This window comes from Staphylococcus caeli (assembly GCF_900097965.1).
GTDB classification, from domain to species: domain Bacteria; phylum Bacillota; class Bacilli; order Staphylococcales; family Staphylococcaceae; genus Staphylococcus; species Staphylococcus caeli.
Genome location: NZ_FMPG01000006.1, coordinates 83565 through 108331, shown reverse-complemented (window position 1 = coordinate 108331; position 24767 = coordinate 83565). Strand labels below are relative to the sequence as shown.

24 protein-coding genes are annotated in these 24767 nt (G+C 32.6%); 8 read left to right on the top strand and 16 right to left on the bottom strand.

The features are described from left to right. The first annotated feature begins 147 nt into the window (after window positions 1-147). Genes BJS11_RS08305 through lysA form a run of 3 tightly spaced genes read left to right on the top strand, consistent with a single transcriptional unit; the run spans window position 148 to window position 3644 of the window. Window positions 148-1302 (top strand): M20 metallopeptidase family protein, encoded by a 1155-nt coding sequence (locus BJS11_RS08305; RefSeq protein ID WP_069996512.1) that lies wholly within the window; start codon window positions 148-150, stop codon window positions 1300-1302. Next, on the top strand, window positions 1302-2375 hold the full coding sequence (locus BJS11_RS08300; RefSeq protein ID WP_069996513.1) for an alanine racemase: 1074 nt from the start codon (window positions 1302-1304) through the stop codon (window positions 2373-2375). The genes BJS11_RS08305 and BJS11_RS08300 overlap by 1 nt, the downstream gene beginning before the upstream one ends. A 3-nt stretch (window positions 2376-2378) precedes the next feature. Further along, entirely contained in the window at window positions 2379-3644 is a 1266-nt protein-coding gene (gene lysA / locus BJS11_RS08295) for a diaminopimelate decarboxylase (RefSeq protein ID WP_069996514.1), read from the top strand. Window positions 3645-3804: 160 nt separating this feature from the next. On the opposite strand, the gene cspA is transcribed toward lysA, so the two are convergent. Both cspA and msaA read right to left on the bottom strand, forming a co-directional pair. Next, window positions 3805-4005 carry a cold shock protein CspA gene (gene cspA, locus BJS11_RS08290; RefSeq protein ID WP_001831260.1) on the bottom strand — a complete coding sequence of 67 codons (201 nt, stop codon included), beginning with the start codon at window positions 4003-4005 and terminating at the stop codon, window positions 3805-3807. Between the two features lie 182 nt (window positions 4006-4187). Further along, window positions 4188-4496 carry a regulatory protein MsaA gene (gene msaA, locus BJS11_RS08285; RefSeq protein WP_069996515.1) on the bottom strand — a complete coding sequence of 103 codons (309 nt, stop codon included), beginning with the start codon at window positions 4494-4496 and terminating at the stop codon, window positions 4188-4190. A gap of 347 nt (window positions 4497-4843) precedes the next feature. Between msaA and BJS11_RS08280 the strand changes: the two genes are divergently transcribed. The 3 genes from BJS11_RS08280 to BJS11_RS08270 are packed head-to-tail and all read left to right on the top strand — an operon-like array spanning window position 4844 to window position 6917. Further along, window positions 4844-5113 carry an acylphosphatase gene (locus tag BJS11_RS08280; protein WP_069996516.1) on the top strand — a complete coding sequence of 90 codons (270 nt, stop codon included), beginning with the start codon at window positions 4844-4846 and terminating at the stop codon, window positions 5111-5113. Window positions 5114-5126: 13 nt separating this feature from the next. After that, the gene (locus BJS11_RS08275; protein ID WP_069996517.1) at window positions 5127-5747 is read left to right on the top strand and encodes a 5-bromo-4-chloroindolyl phosphate hydrolysis family protein; all 621 of its coding nucleotides are present in this window, start codon (window positions 5127-5129) and stop codon (window positions 5745-5747) included. A gap of 33 nt (window positions 5748-5780) precedes the next feature. Next, window positions 5781-6917, top strand: a complete 1137-nt coding sequence (locus BJS11_RS08270) for a toxic anion resistance protein (protein ID WP_069996518.1) — start codon at window positions 5781-5783, stop codon at window positions 6915-6917. Window positions 6918-6967: 50 nt separating this feature from the next. Here the strand turns inward: BJS11_RS08270 and BJS11_RS08265 are convergent, their stop codons facing one another. From BJS11_RS08265 to BJS11_RS08240, 6 genes are all read right to left on the bottom strand, one after another. Beyond that, entirely contained in the window at window positions 6968-8479 is a 1512-nt protein-coding gene (locus BJS11_RS08265) for a BCCT family transporter (RefSeq protein ID WP_245167117.1), read from the bottom strand. Window positions 8480-8931: 452 nt separating this feature from the next. Then, entirely contained in the window at window positions 8932-10275 is a 1344-nt protein-coding gene (gene brnQ3 / locus BJS11_RS08260) for a branched-chain amino acid-like transporter carrier protein BrnQ3 (protein ID WP_069996520.1), read from the bottom strand. Window positions 10276-10397: 122 nt separating this feature from the next. Continuing rightward, the gene (locus tag BJS11_RS08255; protein ID WP_069996521.1) at window positions 10398-12287 is read right to left on the bottom strand and encodes a vWA domain-containing protein; all 1890 of its coding nucleotides are present in this window, start codon (window positions 12285-12287) and stop codon (window positions 10398-10400) included. A gap of 12 nt (window positions 12288-12299) precedes the next feature. Beyond that, on the bottom strand, window positions 12300-13091 hold the full coding sequence (locus BJS11_RS08250; protein ID WP_069996522.1) for an ATP-binding protein: 792 nt from the start codon (window positions 13089-13091) through the stop codon (window positions 12300-12302). A 141-nt stretch (window positions 13092-13232) separates the two neighbouring features. Further along, the gene (locus tag BJS11_RS08245) at window positions 13233-13436 is read right to left on the bottom strand and encodes a DUF6501 family protein (protein ID WP_069996523.1); all 204 of its coding nucleotides are present in this window, start codon (window positions 13434-13436) and stop codon (window positions 13233-13235) included. Between the two features lie 17 nt (window positions 13437-13453). Continuing rightward, window positions 13454-14263 (bottom strand): VOC family protein, encoded by an 810-nt coding sequence (locus BJS11_RS08240; RefSeq protein ID WP_069996524.1) that lies wholly within the window; start codon window positions 14261-14263, stop codon window positions 13454-13456. 220 nt (window positions 14264-14483) lie between these two features. On the opposite strand from BJS11_RS08240, the gene BJS11_RS08235 reads away from it, so the two are divergent. Beyond that, window positions 14484-14669: a Mid2-like cell wall stress sensor domain protein gene (locus BJS11_RS08235; protein WP_069996525.1), complete on the top strand. Its 186-nt coding sequence runs from the start codon at window positions 14484-14486 to the stop codon at window positions 14667-14669. Between the two features lie 788 nt (window positions 14670-15457). Here BJS11_RS08235 and BJS11_RS08225 read toward each other — a convergent pair. The 6 genes from BJS11_RS08225 to BJS11_RS08210 all read right to left on the bottom strand — a co-directional run bounded on the left by BJS11_RS08225 (window position 15458) and on the right by BJS11_RS08210 (window position 18942). After that, window positions 15458-16261, bottom strand: coding sequence for an ATP-binding cassette domain-containing protein (locus tag BJS11_RS08225; protein ID WP_069996527.1), 804 nt, complete (start codon window positions 16259-16261; stop codon window positions 15458-15460). 21 nt (window positions 16262-16282) lie between these two features. Next, window positions 16283-16849, bottom strand: a complete 567-nt coding sequence (locus BJS11_RS08220; RefSeq protein WP_069996528.1) for a dihydrofolate reductase family protein — start codon at window positions 16847-16849, stop codon at window positions 16283-16285. 219 nt (window positions 16850-17068) lie between these two features. Further along, a complete protein-coding gene (locus BJS11_RS14075; RefSeq protein WP_258953800.1) occupies window positions 17069-17497 on the bottom strand; it encodes a Gfo/Idh/MocA family protein in 429 nt (142 codons plus the stop codon). Window positions 17498-17517: 20 nt separating this feature from the next. After that, window positions 17518-18015, bottom strand: a complete 498-nt coding sequence (locus tag BJS11_RS14070; RefSeq protein ID WP_342418084.1) for a Gfo/Idh/MocA family protein — start codon at window positions 18013-18015, stop codon at window positions 17518-17520. Window positions 18016-18045: 30 nt separating this feature from the next. Continuing rightward, window positions 18046-18192, bottom strand: a complete 147-nt coding sequence (locus tag BJS11_RS13595; protein ID WP_245167115.1) for a hypothetical protein — start codon at window positions 18190-18192, stop codon at window positions 18046-18048. A gap of 162 nt (window positions 18193-18354) precedes the next feature. Beyond that, window positions 18355-18942, bottom strand: coding sequence for a LysE family translocator (locus BJS11_RS08210; RefSeq protein ID WP_069996575.1), 588 nt, complete (start codon window positions 18940-18942; stop codon window positions 18355-18357). Between the two features lie 109 nt (window positions 18943-19051). Here BJS11_RS08210 and BJS11_RS08205 point away from each other — a divergent pair, with 109 nt between their 5' ends. Then, a complete protein-coding gene (locus tag BJS11_RS08205) occupies window positions 19052-19600 on the top strand; it encodes a helix-turn-helix domain-containing protein (RefSeq protein ID WP_069996574.1) in 549 nt (182 codons plus the stop codon). Between the two features lie 707 nt (window positions 19601-20307). Here the strand turns inward: BJS11_RS08205 and sucB are convergent. Together sucB and BJS11_RS08195 are read right to left on the bottom strand one after the other, a co-directional pair. Further along, window positions 20308-21582 (bottom strand): dihydrolipoyllysine-residue succinyltransferase, encoded by a 1275-nt coding sequence (gene sucB, locus BJS11_RS08200; RefSeq protein WP_069996573.1) that lies wholly within the window; start codon window positions 21580-21582, stop codon window positions 20308-20310. Between the two features lie 13 nt (window positions 21583-21595). Next, window positions 21596-24397, bottom strand: a complete 2802-nt coding sequence (locus tag BJS11_RS08195) for a 2-oxoglutarate dehydrogenase E1 component (protein ID WP_069996572.1) — start codon at window positions 24395-24397, stop codon at window positions 21596-21598. Window positions 24398-24767: the final 370 nt, after the last annotated feature.

The following is a 24767-nucleotide window of genomic DNA, read 5'->3' as shown; positions in this document are numbered from 1 at the left end:
TTCAACAATAGTATTTGTGAAGGAGGTATGGACGATACAAAATTATAAATTTGTATCTTACCTCCTCATTTTTATAATTAATAACCCATACATAGGAGTCATTAGACTACAGAATTTAATGAATTTTACTCAAAGGATTTGATTAGGATGAATGAATTAGAATTTGTAACAAGACATAGACGTTATTTACATCAACACCCAGAATTAAGTTTACATGAATTTGAAACGACAGCTTATATTGCCGAGTATCTAGATACATTAAATATTAAATATGAACGTCCATTAGATACAGGATTAGTTGCTTATTTGCCTGGCAACAGTCATCATACGATTGCATATCGTGCAGATATAGATGCCCTACCTATTTTTGAAGAAAATGAAGTAGATTATAGAAGCGAAATAGATAACGTAATGCATGCTTGTGGGCATGATGGTCATACAACTGCATTAATGTTATTTGTTCACCGCTGCAAAATACTAGCAGAACAAGGCGCCCTACCACATAACATTGTGTTTATATTTCAACCAGCTGAAGAAACAGGTGGCGGTGCAAATCGTTTGATTCGCGCAGGTGCATTTGAAAAGTATCCTATTGAGGCTGTATTTGGTGTGCATGTAATGCCTTTTGAAGATGAAGGACGCGTAGTAATTAGAGATGAAGAAATAACGGCAAGTGCGACGGAGTATCGATTTTATTTAAATGGACTTTCTAGCCACGTTGCTGATAAGGAACAAGGTCATTCGTGTGGTGAAGCGTTGCAACATGTTTTAAGTCAGGTTGGACAAATCCAACAATATCATCTAAATGGTTTGAAACGAAATATTGTTCACATGGGACACTTTGAAGCGGGTGAAGCGATTAATACTGTGCCTAGTCATGGTTATTTAGAAGGCACAATTCGAACATATGATGTTAAAGACTTACAAATTGTGCAGCAACAAATGGCTAAGATTGCAGAAAGCGTTAAATTACTTTTCAATGTTTCCTGTGAGGTTAAGTTTGAAGAAGGATACCCACCTACTTACAATGATCCACAATTACGAAAACATGTTGAAAATGGTTTGGAAAAAGCAGAATTTGAAGTCATTGATAAACCAACACCCTACTTATTCGGCGAAGATTTTAGCTTTTATAGCCAACTAGCACCAAGTTATTTTGTATTTGTGGGTGTTCGAGATGAAGCTAAAGGCTATGTTACTGGTTTACATACGGCACATTTGAATTTTAATGAACATATGTTAATCCGTATTGCAGACTATTATGAACAAATATTAACAACATATAGTGAGGTGTCAAAATAATGACAGCCATTTGGTCAGTAGATACCGCAATGTTTTGTGAAAATGCTAAGCGAGTAAAACAAGATAATAATATTATGGCAGTTGTAAAAAATCATGCTTATCACTATGGTTTAGAATTTGCAATAGAACAATTTTCTAAAATTGGTATTGATACCTTTAGTACAACATCCTTAAAAGAAGCTATGTGCATTCGTAAACTTGCACCGAATGCAACTATCTTCTTAATGAACGCAGTTTATGATTTCGATTTGTTACGCGAATATCGTATTCAAATGACCTTGCCTTCCCTATCGTTTTATTACGAACACTTTAATGATCTTTATGATATTGCAATACATTTAGAATTTGAAAATTTATTGCATCGTTCTGGATTGAAATCTATTGATGAAATTAAGGAAGTGCTACAGCATCATCGTCAAAATCAACAATCACGCAAAATGCATATCACTGGTTTATGGACGCATTTTGGTTATGCTGATGAATTTGATGTTCCAGACTACCAAATTGAACGTGATGCATGGATTGAGATTGTTGATACATTGATCGCAGATGGATATACGTTTGATATGATTCATGCTCAAAATAGTGCAAGCTATTTTCGAGAAAATAGTGTTTTAAAGCATCATACACATGCCCGAGTTGGTATTGCCTTGTATGGTTCCAGACCCTATCAATCGATTACTGAAGAGAGTATACAACAATCCTTGACTGTTAAAGGTAATGTAATTCAAGTGCGTGAAGTAAATAAAGGTGATTATTGTGGCTATAGCTTTGCGTTTGAAGTGATTAAAGACCATACGAAATTAGCCGTTGTTGATATTGGATATGGGGATGGTATATTAAAATCTAGAGCAAAACATGAAGCTTTAATTAATGGTAAACGTTATCCAATTCGAGCGCTGATGATGAGTCACATGTTTGTAGAGGTAGATGACGGTATCCATGCACGTGATGAAGTTATATTATATAATAAGGATATACGCGTTGATGAATTTACATTTAAAGGCGTTGGCGCTAATTCTGAACAATTAAGTGCTATGAATCACCACTCATTAATAAAGGAGTACAGATAAATTATGGTAGTAGAATATAATAGTAATGGTGAGTTAACTATGGGCGGTACAAGTCTTAAAACAATTGCACAAAGTTTTGGTACCCCTACAATAGTTTATGATGAAGTACAAATTAGAAACCAAATGAGACGCTTTCATAAGGCTTTTCAAGAAAGTGGCTTAAATTATAATATATCCTATGCATCAAAGGCGTTTACTTGCTTACAAATGGTTAAATTGGTTCAAGAGGAAGGTTTAGAGCTAGATGTTGTTTCTGAAGGTGAATTATATACTGCATTAGAAGCTGGCTTTGATGCACAACACATTCATTTTCATGGGAATAATAAGACCAAGCATGAAATTAGATATGCATTAGAAAATAAAGTTGGTTACATCGTGGTTGACTCGCTTGAAGAAATTGATCTCATTGATCGTTATGCTAGCGATCAAGTTAAAGTGGTGTTACGTCTAAATCCAGGTGTTGAGGCACATACGCATGAATTTATTCAAACTGGTCAAGAAGATAGTAAATTCGGCTTATCTATTAAATATGGTTTGGCTATTCAAGGTGTTGAAAAAGTACAAGCATCTAAACATCTAGAGCTTAAAGGTGTGCATTTCCACGTTGGTTCTCAAATTGAAGGTACAGAAGCTATGATCGAGACTGCTAATATAGTGATAAAATGGCTCAAAACAAATGATATACAAATAGAACTAATGAATCTTGGTGGAGGATTTAGCATTAAATATGTTGAAGGAGATGTGAGTTTCCCTATCGAATCTGGAATAGCAGAAATCACATCTGCCATTAAAAATATTGCACAGGAGACGGGTTATCCTGTACCGGAAATTGGTATAGAGCCTGGCCGCTCTATTGTAGGTGAAGCGGGCATTACGTTATACGAGGTTGGTACCATCAAAGAAATTCCAGAAGTAAATAAATATGTTTCAATAGATGGCGGAATGAGTGATCATATCAGAACATCACTTTATGATGCGCAGTATGAAGCTTTACTTGTGAATAGAAATGATCCAAAAGATGAAACGGTTACGATTGCTGGTAAATTATGTGAATCAGGCGATATTATTATTAAAAATGCTAAATTGCCAAGCACAGTAAAACGTGGAGATTATTTAGCAATATTATCCACTGGTGCGTATCATTATTCTATGGCATCAAATTATAATCAGATGCAAAAACCATCCGTATTCTTCCTGAAAGACGGTAAAGCTAGAGAAGTTATTAAGCGTCAATCTCTACGTCAGTTAATTATTAACGATACAAAATAAAAAAATGGTTGTCTCCCCTTTTTTCGGGTGACAACCATTTTTTATGTGCAATTCATCAGTTACGATACATATGAAAGTACATATACTTATACCAATATTAAGCCTATTAAAAAAAGAACCTTTAACAAGGTTCTTTAGATAGTCAATATTGCAATCTATATTATAGTTTTACAACGTTTGCAGCTTGAGGACCGCGGTCGCCTTCAACTACTTCAAATTCAACTGATTGACCTTCTTCTAATGATTTGTAACCTTCTTGGTTAATTGCTGAGAAGTGTACGAACACGTCGTTTTCTCCTTCAACTTCGATAAATCCAAAACCTTTTTCAGCGTTAAACCATTTTACTGTACCTTGTTTCATAAATGTGAAACCTCCAAGACTAATATTCATTCAATATGCTTATTCGCATATTACAAAAAATACAATGAAACAGTGTAAAGCTGTTAGTACAATATTCTTTGCAATATGGAATAAAAACAATTGCTTGACTAACATTATAAAGGATTTCTCTTTAAATTGCAAGACTAATGTGAATAAACTGTTTATTCAATTATAGGTAAATTATAAAAAACTTCATTATTATTTAAAACAATATAACTATAGAAAATTTGTAAATCTTCATCACAATCCTCACAAAATCCTAAATCACAATTATTATAAAAAGCATGAATATTATATTTTCCCACTAAATAATTATCAAAATTTTTTTTACTATCCATGATTAAATTTTGATAAGTGTTTAACATATCTTCATATGTCTCAAAATCATATTGTTTTATAATTTGCTCAGGCCAATCACTAAATAGCCACCAGCCTTCGTAATCTGCTCTAATTTTTGCAACTGTCCACATGTAATTCCACCCTTTCACAGCACATCTAATCATAAAGGATGAATGATTTTCGCATTCAATGCTCAAGATTTAGATTTTTAGTACAAATTGGACAAAAGTATTTATATCATTTGGTACATATACAATAAATAAAAATTTCTCATGTTAATATCATACTATAAGATTAAGTTTAACATTATCTTATTTTGAATCCATACAATTTTACCTTTGTGTAATATTTTAACGCGTTAGAAGTCAAAATCAAGTTATCTGACTCATACTTTTGACCGATAGCTTAATGTTGTATAAACGTAAATATTAGTTTTGTAAAGCAAAATTTCGTATAATATAAGTTAAGAGGTGATTATATGCAACGCAAACATATTCAAGTATTTGGAATGGTACAAGGTGTAGGTTTTCGTTATTACACTGAAAAAATAGCACGTAAATATAATATTGTAGGTACTGTGCAAAACGTCGATAACTTCGTGGACATATATGCTCAAGGTGATGAACAGAACTTAACACAATTTATTAACGCAGTTACTGAAGGTGCCTCTCCAGCGTCTCACGTTGAAGATTTTGTGATAGAAGCGTTAGATCCTGATGAATCATTGAAAAAATTTAGAACGATATAAAGGAAGATGAAATTTGAGATATAATATTTCTCGTATTTTGGGTACAATGGTTGCATTACCAGTAGCAATCATCGCATGGATTGTTAGCATATTTGCTTTAGATATTTATTTCATTTTTGATTTACTCATATCTGTAGCAACATTTATCATCTTTTACTTCCCTACACAAAGATTGACATCAAGAAAGTATTTGAATGAAATTGGTTTAACTCGGCGTGACTATCATTTTGTTAATGGACAGTTAAATAATGCGCAAGATAAAATAAGAAGAATCTTTAAGACCTTTGTCAATGTAAGATCTATTAAAGATTTTAGGCAAGTCAATGAAATTTACCGGATATCCCGAGCTATCTATTTTGCAGTTAAACAGCAGCCGGGACAATTTTTTAAGGTGGAAAGTTTCTTCTATTCTCATATTGATAATGCATTGAATTTAATTGAAGCATATACAAGATTATCTAAATCACCAAAAAAATCTAAAGAAGAAAAACAAAAATTAGAACAAACGCGTATTACACTAGATGAAGTTAAAAGAACGCTAGAAGCAGATTTGCGTAGAATTAATGAAGAGGATTATAGCCGACTTGATATAGAGATGGAATTGAACAAATTAGAGCAAAAACGAAATAAATAATATCGACTTAAAAATGAAATGGAGCGGAATTTTATGGTTAGAGAACAAGATGCTATTAATTCACATCCATTGGATAAATACATTGATGAACATTCAGCAAATGAAACTGAAATTGTTAAAAATGCTACACAGTTTTCTCAAGAAGATCAACGTAAAATTGATCAAATCAGTGAGCAAATTAAGCCAATGGATCATGATGGTTTGTTGAATTACGGAACACAAGCACAATCAAATATGTCACAGTTTTCACATCGAATATTAAATGAAGTAAAAACGACTGATGTGGGCCCTGTTGGCGACTCGTTAAATGGATTAATGAGCAAACTAAAGTCTGTAAATCCGGATGAATTAAATCCTGAGAATCAATCTAGATTAAAACGTATTTTCAGACGGACCAAAGCTTCAGTCAATGAAATATTTTCGAAAATGCAGTCTGTAGGTTCACAAATAGATCGCATTTCAATAGAATTAGACAAACATAAAAACAATTTAAAAAAAGATATCGATATGTTAGATGAGTTGTATGACATGAACAAAGATTATTTTGATGAGCTATCAATATATATTGAAGCAGCCAAAAAGAAACAACTTCAATTACAACAAGAAGAAGTACCTAAACTGCGCAATCAAGCTAAGACGACAGGTAATCAAATGGATGTGCAAGCAGCTTCTGATATGGAACAATTCATCGATCGTTTAGATAAACGTATCTATGACTTGCAATTATCACGACAAATTGCGATTCAAACTGCACCCCAAATACGCATGATTCAAAATGTAAATCAGGCACTTGCAGAAAAAATACAAAGTTCTATTTTGACAAGTATTCCGTTATGGAAAAATCAAATGTCTATTGCAGTCACATTAATGCGACAACGTCATGCAGTGTCAGCGCAAAAAGCAGTTACAGATACTACGAATGATTTATTATTGAAAAACTCAGAGCTATTAAAAGAAAATGCAATCGCCACTGCTACAGAAAATGAGCGTGGTGTAGTAGATATAGAAACACTTAAAACAACACAAAATGATATTATCGAAACCATTGAACAAACGTTACAAATTCAAGAACAAGGTAGAACAAAACGTAAACAAGCTGAATCTGAATTAAATGAACTAGAATCAGAGTTACAAAATCATCTACTTGATATGAAATCTAATAAATCATAAAGTAAAGCCCCGTATTACTTATAATAGTAGACGGGGCCCTTTTATTAGAACTAGTGATTTGTTTTAGATGAAATTTCTTCTAAGACATTTGACTTATCTTTTTTCAATTTCGTGTCAGTAACAATTTTTTGTTCAACTGCTAATTTATGTGCAATTTTTGGTGCGGTCCAAACTGCTGGAAGCATTATGATTGATATGGGGACAGCTGTAATAATAATAAATGACTGTATAGCATTAATACTGCCTTCACCAATATTGATTAATATAATTGAAATAACACCCATAATCACTACCCAGAATAATCTAATCATTTTCGGCGGATCACCCTCACCCGTTACAGACATTGAAATTGAAAATGACATTGTATCTGCAGTGGTAATTACAAAAATTAATGTCAACAATAATAAAACAATGACAAGTACTGTACCTATTGGTAAATGAGAAGCGATAGAAATTACAGCGGCTGGCAATCCATTATCTGCTAAAGGATTACTAATTGCCCCACTATTTTTAGTTTCATAGAACAAACCACTACCACCTAAAATAGAAAACCAAATATGTGATACAACAGCTGCTACAATAGATACTAGTAAAAATATCTCTCTAATAGTACGACCCCTTGATACACGAGCCACTAACATACCCATTAATGGACCATAACCAATAAACCAACCAAAGAAAAAGAGCATCCATGCGCCTGCCCATTTGTCATTGCCTCTAAAGGTGCTGATTTCTAAAAAGTGTGTGATATAGACACCATAAGATGATATGAAAGTATCGATAATAAAGCGACCTGGACCTAATAATAATATAAATACTGCAAGTGCGATTGCAAGCCAGACATTTAATTTACTTAAAAACTGAATTCCTTTATCGATGCCTGTTGTTGCAGAAATAGACACGATTATCATTAATCCACCTACAGATAAAATTTGAGTAACTAGATTATCTGGAATACCGAATATACTATGTAACCAGTAACTGAATTGGAATCCAAAAAAGCCTATTGTCCCAATTGTCCCTGCAACTGCGCCTAAAATACAAAATACATCAATGATCCATCCAATTTTATTCTTCTCAATCTTACTACCGAATATTGGATATAAAAGTGTACGTGGGCGCATTTTCATATTTTTATTATAATGTGCATACATGATAATAATACCAGTAACAGCGCCATAGACAGCCCAAGCAGTGAAGCCCCATGATGTGAAACTCTGCGCCATAGCTGCAGGAATTGCTCGTGTACTACTATCTTTGATTGCAGGATCCATTGTTGGTGGAACATCAATAAAGTAATACATTGGCTCAGCAGCAGCCCAGAATATTGCTCCTGCGCCTAATCCAGATGTAATGACGATTGCCGCCCATCTGAAATAACCCATTTCAGGCTTTGATGCATTACCAAGTCGAACACGACCATATTTTGAAAATGCTAAAAAAGCACCAACAGCAAATGTAGCTAATAATAAAACTTGCCAAAATGCTCCGAAATAAGTAATAGAAAATTGAAACCCTTTTTGAACGAAAGTTGAAGTAGCTTTAGTAAATATGGACGACATCAATACAAATAGTACGAGTATACCCCCACTAATTAAGAATACCGGCCAATCTAATTTTTCTTTCCAATGTTTAGAATTAATGTTATTCGACTCCTCTATAGTACGTGTATTCAAAATGAAAGTAGCTGAAGATTAACGCAATGGCTTGAATATGCGCCTAGCCATGCTGTCGATTTATTTTGATAATACACTTAAAGTAAAGAGTATAGCCTAATTTTGAAAACTAAGCAATTGCGTTTTCAAAATACTTTCTTAAAAACACTATTATAATTGGAATAATTTTGCATATAAAAAAGAAGTGAGACAGAAACCTCACTTTTTTAAAGATTAGATTTCTAGTATCACCCTAGCAAAGTTGAATATTTTTTGACAGTTTCATCTGAACTTCAGTCATTTACAGGCTAATTAAAAAATCTGAGACATCTATCTATGTCTCAGACTCATACAAATACCTATTCTTTTTCATATACAATCGGTTTTTGATTTTTTACCATTGTAGCTACAATATAACCAATAATAGTTGTTACAACTGCAATTGGGAACCATTCAAGCGAATATGCTTTTAATGGTAGGCTATCGATGAAACTCAATTTCAACCATCCTTCAGTGTGAATAACACTTAATACGGATACGATTGAAACAATTGTAACTGGTATTTGTTGTGCAATTGGTTTTGTAGGTACAAATCGTGCGAGTAAGATTAATAACACAGAAGTAATCGCGACTGGATATACAATACTTAATACCGGTACAGACATTGAAATTACAGAGTTTAATCCTTGGTTCGCTAATATAAAACTAATTAATGTAAAGATAATTACATAGGCTTTGTAAGAAATTTTAGGGAAAATTTTGTGGAAATATTGTGATACTGCAACCACTAAACCACAAGCTGTTGTTAAACAAGCAAGAGCTACAATAATACCTAACAAGTATTTACCAAACGTACCAAAGCCAACGCTTGCCATTGTTGTTAATAAATAAGTACCAATATTTTGATCTTTTGCAGTTAGACTAGCAATCTTTTCTGGCGATACAGCCATGTGATTTCCGATAAATCCTAAAGAAATATAGATAAACATTAACGCGATTGCTGCAATTATACCGGCCATTAATGTTTGTTTGAAAATCTTGTTAGCATGTGTGATACCAGTAGATTTGACTGCATTCACAACAATCATTGAAAAAGCAATCGCTGCGATGGCATCCATTGTTAGATAACCATTAGTGAATCCTTGTGAGAATCCAGTTAAATTTGAAGTAAATGCTTCACCTGCTTGACTGTGGTCATTATTACCGTAGTCAACAAATCCTTTAACTATCATAGCTAAGATGGTAATTAATAATAATGGTGTTAATAGTGATCCGATACGGTCAACCATTTTACTCGGATTAATACATAAATATAATACAATAAGGAAATATATTACTGTAAAAATAAATAAAGCTAAATTACTATTAGTATGTGCAATTGGTGTTACAGTCATTTCAAATGAAGTAGATGCTGTACGTGGAATTGCAAATAAAGGACCAATTGTAAGATAGATGATGATTAAAAATACTATCGAAAATTTTGGTGAAATTTTATTTAATGAGCCAATATAACCTTGCTTGTCTAATGCACCTACAACGACTCCTAACAAAGGTAAACCAATACCTGTGAGTGTAAATGCTAAAATAGACGGCCAAAAGTATTGTCCGCTATCTAGACCTAAATTTGGTGGAAATATTAGGTTCCCTGCACCAAAAAACATTGCAAATAAAGTGAAACCTATAATCCATGTGTTTTTATTCATATGTTGTTCTCCTTCTAACCAATAAAATAATATTATTCATTCTATCACGTTTCATAAGATAGCGTCTATATAAATTTCAGAATATTTAAAAATATGATAGCTATTTTTGAGAAATTATTTTTCTAGAATGATTTTAATAATAATTTTTTCAATAATGGAGATAATTGAGCTGGTAAATGCTCAACGCCTTCAACGAATAAAGCATATTGGCCATAAATATTATGAATGGTTTGTTCAATATCCTCAGTTATCGGTTCTTGACTTAAAAAGACATTAAATACTTCAATCCCCATTTTTCTAGCAGTTTCAACCGCTTCATAGGTATCTAAAATACCATCCTGACTATAGTTGTATGCCGAAGGTTCACCATCAGAAAAAACGATTAAAAATCTTTGATTGTGCGCACGACGCATGAGGCGTTCACTACCAATACGAATAGCCACACCGTCTCTATTATCATCTTGTGGCTCTAAAGCCATAATTCGTGGACCTTCTTTATCGAACATTGAACGATCATAGGAAATGATTTCATCAATGATGTTCGGCTGTTTCGATTCATCAGCATCAAAGGCATCTTCGTTAAAAGCTAAAATTTCATGTTTAACTTGTAAAGATTTTAAAGTCTCGTGGAATAAGACGACCCCTTTCATAGTTTCATCCATTTTATCTTGCATACTTGCAGAAGCATCAACTAATAAAGTGAATGTCGCATCAAAAGATTGGCTTAAATCTTGTTTTTTATAAAACAATTTATATTGATCATCTATAAACCAGTTCAATAAATTTTTCTGTAATCGACCTTTTGTTAGGTTATGACGTTCATCTTGATATTCTCTGTCGATTGTTTTTTGAATAATTTGGATTAGATCTTTCGTTTCAAATTGTACCTCTGATTCAACATCTCTATATGTTTGAAGATATTCTGGTTTGATATCAGGTATATTCCATTTGACATCAACATTTTGATTAATGCCTTTAAGTGCAAATACTTCGTTATGTCCTACTGAACCACCTTCATCATTATCAATAGTATTGGTAGATCCTTTACCTTTTTTTGTTTGCATATCTGTCATATCATCACTTGCGTCACCTTCTCTAGCAGTGTTGTTATCTGACATGACATCACTGTTTTCACCTTCATGTAGTTCCATTTCAAGATAAGCCCCGCCTTCAGAAGCACTATCTTGGTTATTGGATTCCATTTTTTCAGTCACCGTATCATCATCACTTTGTTCGTCAGAGCTTCCATCAACGTTACTGGCATCTGTTCGTTTTAAATCTTCAAATTTTAGTGATTCAATGGACGCATATACTTTTTTAGGTAAATGGTAATATTCATTGAGCATATCTTCTTTTAAAATATCATCTATTTGATACATAATCCGTTCAGCTAAATACATGTTATCCTCAGATGAATTATTATAAAAAAAGTTTGGTAAATACAAATACATATTGTTTAAAATATCATCAAGTTGTGGATGTATTTGAGGTACGTCATAGAAATTTTCTGTTATAAATGACGCTTCCAAGTATAAAAAGAGTAAATCTGTAAATGTAGTTTTAGTTTGATAGACTTTGATTTGCGTTTTCGTATAATTAAGCCGTATGTTATTGCGCAATTGGATTGCGGACTGCATGGATGGGCGTTGTTTAGCTATAGTATTCAATACACGTTGATCTTCCAATAATTTAAATAATTGTTGGAAAAATTTTGTATGTTTAAACGTTTGATTGCGAATCACGGTATTGACAATAGTTTCATCCATCATTTGATATCCATATGCAGCTAACAAGATATCAGTTTTCAACCCAGTAATTTCAATATCCTCTCTTCTATGAGACCAAAAAGAGCTTGTGATTAAAGTATTATTAATTGGATCATAATAAGGGAATTTTTGAATTTTAACATGTGTTTGTGGGTTTTTTAGCAAAAGACGCGCTAAATCTTGTAACATCATGACTTTTTTGGCATCTAGCTGTTCATCATTAAATTTGATAAAACGATCACTCATGATTATCCCTCACTAAAAATTTAATTCCACTGCATTTAAAATGGCTTGTTGTTCACGTTCATCCTCTAATTTATCAATAATTGTACGTTGAATCGCACGGTGAATTGGCATAATTGTAGCTAAATCACTCAAATCGATTAATGCACGAATACTTGCCGCTTCTTCAGATATTTGTCCTTGTTGTGTCATCGTACGTAAATCTTCGTTAAATTTGATGATTTTTTTAATTAAGTCATCATCTTTTAATTGGCTTTGTTGTTTTATTACATCACTGAGAATATCCCCATCTATATAATCAACTTGAATAACGACGAAGCGATTTTTTAATGCTTCATTCATAGGTAAGGTACCTATATACCCCACATTGATTGCTGCAATAACATTGAAACCTGGCGCAGCATTGACAACTTCACCAGTAAATGGATTTGTCAGTTTACGACGATAGTCAAGCACCCCATTTAAAATAGGCAATGTTTCAGGCTTCGCCATATTAATTTCATCTATATATAAAATATGCCCCTCTTTCATTGCTTTGATGACAGGACCATCGATAAATACTATTTCTTGTGAGCCATTTTCGTTAGTTTGAATCGTTTTAAATCCTAGCAAACTTTCAGCATCTAAATCTACCGAACAGTTAACTTGATGCATTGGGCGTTGCATCGTTTCACTTAATGTTTCTGCTAGTTTCGTCTTCCCTGACCCTGTTGGCCCCTTAAGTAGAATATTTTTATTTAAATGCATTAATGATTGCGCATCATTAAATACAGTTTCATCTTTATTGATATAGTAGTTGCCAGTCATAGCGTATAGTTCTCCTTTATAGATATTAATCTTAATCTAATGTTTAAATATTAAAAATAGACTGGGGCATCAATACGAAAACATATTTTGCCCAAGCCTTATTTGAAAATTCTATCTCAGAAACATAACAGTTAATAATGGTTAAATTTCTTTGAAATATTCTTTGTAATAACCGCCTACAAGTCCGGAGTTGTCAATGATTTGATAATACTCTTCCGTCTCGTTAATAACGTCATATTGTTTACCGACAGTAAGCATATCAGATACTGTGAATTTCTTCGCATCTGTATGTATAACTTCGATTTTTTTTATAGGTGTACGTTCTTTCCATGTTTCGTGTAGCATTGTAAAACCTCGCTTTGTTATTTGATTTCAAGTGTAAGTATGAACGTGATACCACTGTTTTCAGTGATTCTCAGTGATTTTTCACCATCTTGATCTAATGTTTGGTAAGGTATGCCAATCGATTCAAGTTGTTGTAATGCATTTTGAAATTGAGCTTTCGATTCTGTAGCAAACTCGATTTGTTCTACTATACCTTGCTCAGGCATTTTCAATTCTTCAGTTGAAGCAAAGATATGAATCTCGCCACCTAGACCACCATCACCGATTCGAAAGACTTGTACTTTATAGTCTGAGTCAGGATGAGGTGTATATTCTGCAAAATGTGTGAGTCCAAATACATTAGTTAAAATGGATTGGGTTAATAATAATTCATTTACTTTGACTAATACAGGGCCTAAACCTTGAATTTGATGTAATGGATTCACTGTACTGTCAAAAGTTGGTGTGCCTAATGGTGCGCCTGTATTGTGTTCATTGGAATATAGGTGGAACGATTGACCGTTATGGTCTTTGAACTCGATATAAGCGTGACCATTTAAATCTGTAATCGCACTATGTTCTATTTGCTTTTGATCTAAAATTGAAATATATTCATCAAGCCCTTCATCTGAAGGAACTCTTAAACCGATATTGTCAATATGATTATCTTCATTTTGATAATTTGGTATTTCGACAAAATGGATGCGTGTGCCTGAGCTCAGTTCGGCATCACCAAAACGTAGCGCATTTCCTTTAGATTCAACACTTAAGCCAAGTGTATCTTTAAATAAAGTTTTAGTTTGTTCTAAATTGTTTGTCCCAGTCGTTACACTTCTTAGACCATTCATTATATTAACCCCTTTATTGATCACTTTTCAATTTATTATAACGTATTTTACAGATGATTTATATCATGAAGTTTACGCCTAGAGTATATATTGTAAAATTGTTACAGAATATACATTGGACGAATTGAAAAAATGTATTAATATGGATATATAACAAGTTTTAAATTTTTTTAATAGTAAATTAAAAAATAGAGATAGCGTATGAGAAGGAGGTTTTGAGATGTCTGGTATATGGTTTGTATTCGGTATAACGGTACTCATTGCAGTATATTCAGGTATTACATTCTTTAGTAATTTGAGTAATAAAGCTAAGCAAAAAAATGCGAAGAAGAATAACATATATGGCATAATCTTTTTAGTATTTCTAATTATTGCGCTTATAGAATTATTTGTCTATATTGCATAACAGTTGTAGACGAACAGGTCTCTAATCCTGTTGTTTAATTTAATAAAAGCCATCCTTAATGACATCAGTTAAGGGTGGTCTATTTTTGTTTAAGAAAAAGGTGGATAGTTAGTTTTAGTAATAAGCAATAGTATATTAGAATTAGCATACAGTACATTAAGAATTTGCCGTTATATAAAAGTAATGTACCACTATTTAACAATGACAGCAGTTCGCTTATTGGTGGCATAATCCAAACAAACCATTTTAGAAATGACATGGAATCAACCAATGTGACTTTAGTAAGTGTAATTATGATAACGAACACTGTAAATAGCCATCGATATGGTTTACTTGCAAGATTTGTATTGGATACAAATGCACCTAAAAGTATGCCAAAAATACTCAAAAGGACATGAACTATCAAACTAATTACTATGAAATTGACAGTTATTTTCTTATCAAAACTATTTATTATTAATGGATAAACTATAGATATTAAAATAAGCGGAAAACTCAATAATATTAAATTAATTAATTTAAAGGTTAAATATTTCAATTTAGATGATAAATGTATATACAAGATATCCCTCTCATTTATTGAATCATGCTTGAAGTTCATGATGGTTAACCAAGTCATAGTTAACAATAAAAAAATAGCAGTTGACCCATAACTAGAGAGTATTGGCAGATCTTTATATATGTAATTTGCAATAATACTTAATAAATATAAAAATATTGGTGCTATCATTTGATAAGAATTAAAAAATTTTGTGTTTTCATATTTTAAAAATGAAATTAACATTTGCTTATTCCTTTACTTCTAAAATTTCAATTTCATGATTGATTAGTGCTTTTAGGATTTCGTTTGCTTGTGATTTTGGAACTTGAATTGTTAATAAATCATTTGAAATATTTATATTTGAAGTATTTATTTGGTTTAGTATTTTTAATTCATTAATGTTAGACATGTATGGAACTGTTATAGTCCTGAGGCTTGGCACTGAATGTACTGACTTGTAGGTATTATCTTCTAAATTTAAAATATGTGTAGCAAAGTTTGGAATCACTTCAGCTTCATGGGATGTATAAATAATAGTTTTATTTGTTGACAGTTGTTGTAAGTGTTTAATTAATTGAATTTCAGACGATTTATCTAGACCAGAGAATGGTTCATCAAGTATTAATATTGATGCATTCTTTAATAGAGATTGGATAATATTTACTTTTTGTAAAGTCCCTTTTGAAAGATTCTGAAGTTTTAAATCTTTATATTGAGTAATATTAAACATTTCACTATATTTAAACCAATCATATGTGTTGTGTCTAGTTTTGTGTAAATCTTGAATACTTTGCAAAAACATACTTACAGTCATTTTTATGTTATCAGGCAATAAATCAGGAGCATAACCTATGTTTTCATTGACATGTAATTGACCACTACTAGGGCTAATTAACTCGGCCATTAACTTAAGCGTAGTACTTTTTCCAATACCATTAGATCCTATAACTCTAGTAATAGAGTGCTTAGGTATTTTGAAAGAAAGGTTGTTAATAACCGTTTGGTGACCTCTAGTCAGTGAGATATTTTGAGCTTTGACAGCTAGATTCAATGACCTCATCCTTTATAATTATTAAAATCGTGCTTTACCATAAATCAGTTGCACAACGCCGCTTTTATAAATATTTGTTTGCTTCAATGTTAAGTTTAATCGATCTTGCACATTCTCAAATAAGGGTTTTCCTTTGCCTAAGACCACAGGGTGTACAGACAACCTATACTCATCTATCAAATTGTGTTCAATAAATGACGTGATTATATCTGCCCCTCCATAAAGCCAAATATCTTGTTCACATTGACTTTTAATCTTATTAACAGTTGACATTAAATCAGTAGTATTGATGAAGTGTGCGTGGTTGGTATCGTTTATTGATTGACGTGTAAATACATATTTTGCTTTACTATGTATCTTCTCCCACATTGAATCATCACCGTGTTCATTGTTACCAAGTACTTGTGAATATTCTCCCCATAGATCGTAGCTCTTTCGACCATAAATAATAGCATCAATTTGGTTTAAAAAAGCATCAAAGTCCATTTCTGGATCCATGATGCACCAGTCAATTTCGCCGTTAATACCTTCTATAAAACCATCTAACGTGACGGCTAAATCTAAAATCACTTTAGAATGTTGTGTCATCGTGTCACCTCATTGTTATATTATTAAGTTAAGTGTATTGAAATCTAGATAAAATTACAAAGAATATAAATTATGTTGCGTTTAATATAAATAGAAAAAACTGTCGTTTATTGAGATAACTTAAACGACAGTTCTTGTGTATACCGACATAATTAAATATTTAGATACTATTAAATTGGATGGTTTTATTGGATTCAGAAGATTTTTGTATGGCATCAATCATAGCAATAGATGGTAATGCATCTTTAACATGAACGAAGTTATCGTAATCATGCAGTATGACTCATAGAATTGAGCAATCAGCTTACTATGACTTGGTCCATAGTATGATTTTGAGTTTTTCATTTTAGCATCTTCAATGATTTTGACCTTGTTACCTTGCTCATCTGTGCGTGTCAGCATGTTATCTTTAATTGTGAATTTTCCATTTTCTAAAATAACTTGTAATTCAATACTAGAATTTCCAAAATTAGCATTAGTCGCAAAAAACATGCCATTTGCATCATTTTCAAATTTAATATGAGCGGATGCTGTATCTTCAACTTCAATATCATAATCTAATAATTGGGAAACGGTCCCTTTTATGGTATTAATTTTACCGCATAAGAGTTGCATTAAATCTAGTGTGTGTATCGATTGATTAATCAACACGCCACCACCAGCAGTAGCTATTTTTCCGCGCCAAGTTTTTTTGTGTAATAAGATTCAGGTCTATACCAAGTCACTAAGCCTTTGATACCGATGATATTTCCGTACGATTTGCTTTTAACAATTCGCTTGAGCGTTTGGAAGGTGTCATTATAACGATTTTGAAAACAGATGCCAATTTTTATATTGGGATATTTATGTTGTAATTTAATGAGCTCCATCCCCTCTTTAGCATTATTTGCTAATGGTTTTTCTTGTAGTACATGCACACCATGTTCAACGCAAGTCTTCGTTGCCCATACATGTAGATAATGTGGTAAACATACATGTACACAATCCAACTTTTCTGAACGTAACATTTCTTCAAGATTCGAATAGAAGTGTACATTTGGAATTTTATCGCTATACGTTGGATCCACATCACATACAGCAACTAATTGTGCGTTTGAATTGTATTTAATGGCATGAATGTGCACTTGTGATATATCTCCTAATCCCACTATACCAATGTTAAGCATTCGATTACCTCCAGTAATTATATTGACTCACTACTGCTCTGCATTAATTTGTGCTTGTAATGAATTTTTAAATTCTGTTGGATCTACAGGTAAGGAAACAGCTTTACCTAACCAACTTGATAAATACATTGCATTTACAAAGTTAACGCCATGGATACCGTCACTACCTGGATACAATTAAGAGATATGGTTCGGTTATCGCAAGATTTATAGTGAATAATGTTAGTTTGCTAATTGCAATTTATAAATAATTATATTATCAATCAATGATTCACAGACAAATAGCGAAGTACAAAAGTGAATTGTGCCCCGCTATTAGATAGATTATATAATTTATAGTTAATGGAATATAATGCTGAATGCGACATAAACTAATAAACATGCCATGACAATATTAAATAAAAGCTCGTGCTTAGCGATCCAAACTTTAAATAATGAGCCTAGAGCTGCCCAACTTAAAGTGCCTAAAAAACCAATAAAAGCTAAAATTACGACTAATAGTAATTGTGTAATCCAATTTGTGTAAACGGGCGTTACAAAAGTAGAAATTACTGTTAAAGCATAAATCACACCTTTTGGATTTATGAATTGTAATATCGTCGCAAAGCGTACGCTACTAAATTTAGCATCGAATCCTTTTTTAGTCCCATTGATAGAACTCATGAATATTTTATAGGCTAGATACATTAAATAGATAAATGCAAAAATTTTCATGAATATTTCTATTTTAGGAAACGCACTATGTAGTGTTGTGTTAAATATTTGTGATAAACATAAAAGAATTAAGAAACCAACACCCACACCAATTGAAAAGCGAAACGCTTTTTTAAAACCTAAATTTTGTGAAAAGAATAAAGCCATAATATTATTAGGACCTGGAGTAAAGCTTGCTACAACAGCATAAATCAACATACTAATTATTGTCATGGTTACCCCCCTATCGCTTAAAACGGTATAAAGTATAAAAATACGTTTTAACGTTTGTACTTTAAAGTATATCCTTTGTACGTTATATTGTAAATAGAGGTGACTTCAATTGAAAGAAATCAATGACATAATTGCTGAAAACTTAAAATTATACCGGAAACAAAATGGTTACTCACTTGAACATTTGTCTTACCTAACAGAAGTTAGTAAAACAATGTTGGGTCAAATTGAACGTAAAGAATCGATACCTTCTATAACTACACTTTGGAAAATTGCCAATGGCTTAAAGGTATCTTTTACTGAACTTACTCAAGAAAATGATAATATTGTAAAAAAACAAACATTGAACGACGTACAACCCCTGATGTCAGATAACAATAAGTACCGTATTTATCCATTCTTTAAATTTGATATTGAAAAGAAATTTGAAAGTTATATGGTAGTCATTGAACCTGGTGGCAGTATGAAAGGCGAACCTCATGGCGCCGGTACTTATGAATATATAACGGTATATGATGGTACACTAACGCTTATATTGGAAAATGAAGCAATTTATATCAACAAAGATGAATCTATTAAATTTAATGCAAATACATTCCACAAATATTCAAATAATCATGATACAACTGTACGGTTAAATATGATTATTCATTATTAGTGTATTAGAATTTAAATTTTTAAATAAAAGCTAACACTGGACGTTACGAATCCGGTGTTGGCTTTTTATAGTATTATGAAGTGGAAAATTGGAGGTGAACAAATACGTTAATTTAGTCATAACGCAAATCTGCTTTTTGATATAGCCAATTCTGTACTCAAATATTTTTGTTTATAAGAAAAATACCACGTTATTTTAATTAATAACGTGGCTAAAACCTTCAAAACTATTGTATCACTTTCTTTTCATACTCTCTTTTCCTAATATAAAATATGATAATAATAAACTAATAATAACCCATATAGCTGAAAATACAATTTTGCCAATCATATTTTCGGGAATTGGAACAATGTAAAATGCTATACACATCGTTAAAGACATAAAAATAGTGAATATCAAAGCATTTTTAAAAGTCATAAAATACTGATTATCCCAGCCATATCCTTTTATTACATAGTTACCTGAAGCGTCTTTAACTGTAAAAATTTTTTAGATAAATTCCTTTGCTTGTAAGTATATCAATTTTTATTGTAATCATTTCTATTATTCCCTGAGTGTTTATTTTTGTTTCATAACTGATTTACAATTTTATGTACTGCGTTGAATCAAAATATAAATTTTTTGATTGGGAATATATAGATAAATATAAAAATACAACGACGTTAAACGCCGTTGTATTAGGGTTAGTAAACTATTTTGTGTGTGAATTAAGATTCTAATAGTAAATCTTCTGGATTTTCAATTAAATCTTTAATTGTTTTCAAGAATCCAACTGCTTCTTTGCCATCAATGATTCTGTGATCATAGCTTAATGCAATGTACATCATTGGACGGTTTTCAATTGTATCTGCATCAATCGCAATTGGACGCGTAATAATTGAATGCATACCTAGTATAGCTGCCTGGCTACCATTGATAATTGGTGTAGACATCATTGAACCGAAGATACCACCATTGGTAATCGTAAATGAACCATTGACCATATCATCTAAACCAAGTTTTTTATCACGTGCTTTTTTAGCTAAATTACCAATTTCGTCTTCAATTTCTGCGAAGTTTTTCTTATCACAGTCTCTAACGAATGGTACAAGTAAGCCGTCATCTGTAGAAACAGCAACACCAATATCATAGTATTGTTTAGTTATCATATCATCGCCATCAATTTCCGCATTTACTTCTGGGTATTTTTTCAATGCAGCAACTGCAGCTTTAGTGAAGAATGACATGAAACCAAGTTTAGTACCGTCATGATCTTTGATGAATTGTTCTTTCTTACGTTTACGTAAGTCCATAACGTTAGTCATATCGACTTCGTTAAAAGTAGTTAACATTGCTGTATTATTAGAGACTTCTAATAATTTTTTAGCAGCAGTTTTCTTACGACGAGACATTTTTTCTCTAATTACTGGTTTTGTTGGTTTTTGAGATGCAGCTGGTTTACTCTCTTCTTTAGCAGCTGGTTGAGATTGTTGTGTATTTGTTTGTTTTTGACTTTGATCAACATGTTCTTTTCTTACAACATCATTTGAAGCTGCAGCTACTTCAGATAAATCAATGCCTTTTTCACGTGCATATTTACGTGCAGATGGTGTTGCATTAACGCGTTGACCATTGTCTTGTGATTTATCTTCAGATTGATTATTATTTGATTCTGAAGATTTAGCTTGTGCTTCGTTTGGCTCTGAAGATTTTGCATCACCTTTAGATGAGTCTTCTTTGGCTGGAGCTTCAGAAGTAGCGTTGCCACTGCCTTCACCTACGACTGCAATAGCTTGTCCTACTTCAACAGTATCGCCTTCATTTGCTAGTAATTCTTGAAGTACACCTGCTTCTTCTGATACAACTTCAACATTGACTTTATCTGTTTCTAATTCAACGATAGCTTCACCTTTGTCTACACTATCACCGACTTGTTTTAACCATTCTGCAATGGTACCTTCTGTAATGGATTCTGCTAACTCTGGAACTTTTACCTCTGGCATGCTTTACTTCCCCCTAGTTAATGTTTGTACTTTGCTCTATTATCATATTTTGAACAAGCTTGTGAATTTCTCCATCGCCTTCAGCAGGTGCTGAACGTTGGATACGACCATGGTAGCTTAAATCATATTTGTCTGTTGTCAATTCTTTTAGATATGGATAAACGAATGACCATGAACCTTGATTTTTAGGTTCTTCTTGTACCCAAGCTACATTTTGTAAGTTAGGTAGTTCATTCAATAATGCTTCGACTTCTTCTGCAGGGAAAGGATAAAGTCTTTCAACTGCTACAATTAAGATAGAATCATCTGGATTTTTTGCCAAATATTCTTTTAAATCGATAAACATTTTTCCTGATGCTAAAATAACTTTTTTAACAGCATCTTTATCATGAGCTTCTGGTAAAATTGGTTCGAATTTACCAGTTGTAAATTTACTAATAGGATCTGCAACCGTCTTATTACGCAATAAACTTTTCGGTGACATAACTACAAGTGGTCTCATAGATTCTGTACCTAAGTTCGCTGCTTGTGCACGTAATAAGTGGAAGTAGTTACTTGAACTAGATAAGTTAACGATTGTTGAGTTATTTTCGCCAGCAAGTTGTAAGAATCTTTCTAAACGTGCTGAAGAATGCTCTGGTCCTTGGCCTTCGAAAGAATGTGGCAAGAACAATGTTAATCCAGAACGTTCTCCCCATTTAGCGCGTGCACTAAATAAGAAGTTATCAAAAATCATTTGTGCCATGTTTGAAAAGTCGCCATATTGCGCTTCCCAAATTGTCATACATGATTTATTTTGAACATTATAGCCATACTCAAAACCAACTACAGCTGCTTCTGATAATGGTGAATTACGCACTTCAAAAGTAGCTTTTTGATCAGGCACATTGTGTAGTGGAACAAACTTTTCGCCAGTATCTGGGTCGTGTAAAACAGCGTGACGATGACTGAATGTACCACGTTCACTGTCTTGACCTGTTAAACGAATTGGCGTGCCATTTTGTGTGATTGTAGCAAAGGCTAACTGTTCTGCTTGAGCCCAGTCAACTAATCCTTCTTCACTCTCAAATGGTTCTTTACGTTTTTCCAATACTTTATTAAGTTTTTTCAATACGTTGAAATCTGATGGGTATGTGAGCATAGCATCATTAATTTCTTTTAATTGTTCAAAACTGATTTCTGTATCTGTACCTTGAATTGGTTCAGCAAGACTATCAGGTTTTTGCATATCTGGATTGTCCATTTTATCGTTTTTATCAATTTTATCGTGGGCTGCACGTAACGTTTTTTGAACACCATCAATAATATCGTTCATTTGATCTTCTGTGATAATATTTTCTTCGACAAGTTGCTTGCCATATAATAATTCCACAGATTCATGTTTACGAATTTCATGATATTGTAGTGGGTTTGTAATTGATGGTTCATCCATTTCATTATGTCCATAACGACGGTAACCGACTAAATCAATTACGACATCTTTGTTAAATTCTTTTCTGAAATCCATAGCAATTTCAATTGCTTCGATAGTTGCCTCAACGTTATCAGCATTCACATGCATGATTGGTACGTCATAACCTTTAGCAACATCAGAAGAATAAGTCGTAGAACGGCCATCTTCAGGTTCGGTTGTAAACCCAATACGGTTGTTCGTAATGATATGCAGAGAACCGCCTGTAGAATAACCTTCTAAACTGCCTAAGTTCATTGCTTCAAAATTAATCCCTTGTCCAGGATATGCTGCGTCACCATGAATTAATATAGGCATAGATTTTTGGAATTCAGTTGTTACTTCACCAGCTTTATCTGTTGTATCCTGATTAGCGCGCGTTTTACCTAACACAACAGGTGCTACAATTTCCAAGTGACTTGGATTATTCGCTAATGAAATACGTTGTTCGATACCATATGATTGCGTAGTTTTAACGCCACCTAAGTGATACTTCACATCGCCTGTCCAACCTGAAGTAAGTTGTAAGCTACCATCAGATGGTAAGAATTTCATTGGATCTGTATGCATGAATTCTGAAATCATCATTTCATATGGCTTTTCTAATACGTGTGTTAAGACATTGAGTCTACCACGGTGTGCCATACCAATTTGAATATTTTGAATGCCTTCTTCACTAGCAATCTTCAATGTTTGTTGTAACATTGGTACAAGTGTATCTACACCTTCAATTGAGAAGCGTTTTGCGCCAACAAAGTTTTTGTGTAAATATTTTTCAAAGCCTTCAACGTGGGCTAATTTTTTAAATAGTTCAATTTTTTGATTATCGTTTAAAGTTGCTTTATATGGCGTTTCAATTCTACGTTTTAACCATACACGCTCTCTATTATTATTAATATGCGTATATTCAAAGGCAATTGGTCCTTTGTAACGTTTTTCCATACGCAAAATTGCCTCATAAGCATTGTCATAAATATCTTTGAAATGCTCAGATACAATACCGGCAGAAATGGATTCAAGTGTTTTTTGATCCAAATTAAAGTCTTCGATGTTTAACTTTGGTAAATGCTCTCTATGAGGTCTATTTACTGGATAAATATCAGCCAATAAATGCCCATATTGACGTATATTATCAATGAGGCGCATTACACGTTTAATCGTGCTATCACCTTTTGTTACACTACTTTGATTTTCAGAATTTGTTGCGATGTTAGCTTCACCGTTTTTAATAGTACTGAATAGGACTTGTAAATCTTCTGGAACTGCGCTTGGATTTTCTAGATATATATCATATAAATCTAAAACGTAACCAAGATTTGCTCCGAAATTTACAGGTGCCTCGGAAACCTGACTTTCGTTGCTCATATTACACCCTCCACAAAATAGTTGAAACGCTTACAAATCAATAATAGCATTAAATATATACAAATTAAAGTACCAATAACTCACTTAGATAAAAAAACAGAACCTTAAAATTTATTGGTTCTATGTCTAAGTTTTATATAATATAGCGTAACACATTTTAAAAATGCGAAACAGGAATCAAATGCTATGTAACCAATCTTTATTTACCCAACTTTTGAGAAATTTAATCTAGGTCAAGAATATAATTAAATTTAAATAGAACAGAAATCAAATGCTTCATTAAAAGTTTGATAGTTCTACCCTCTGTATGGATATTTAGGATTGAAAAAACATGATTTAATATCATTTTCAATGCAGTCATCAACAGCCA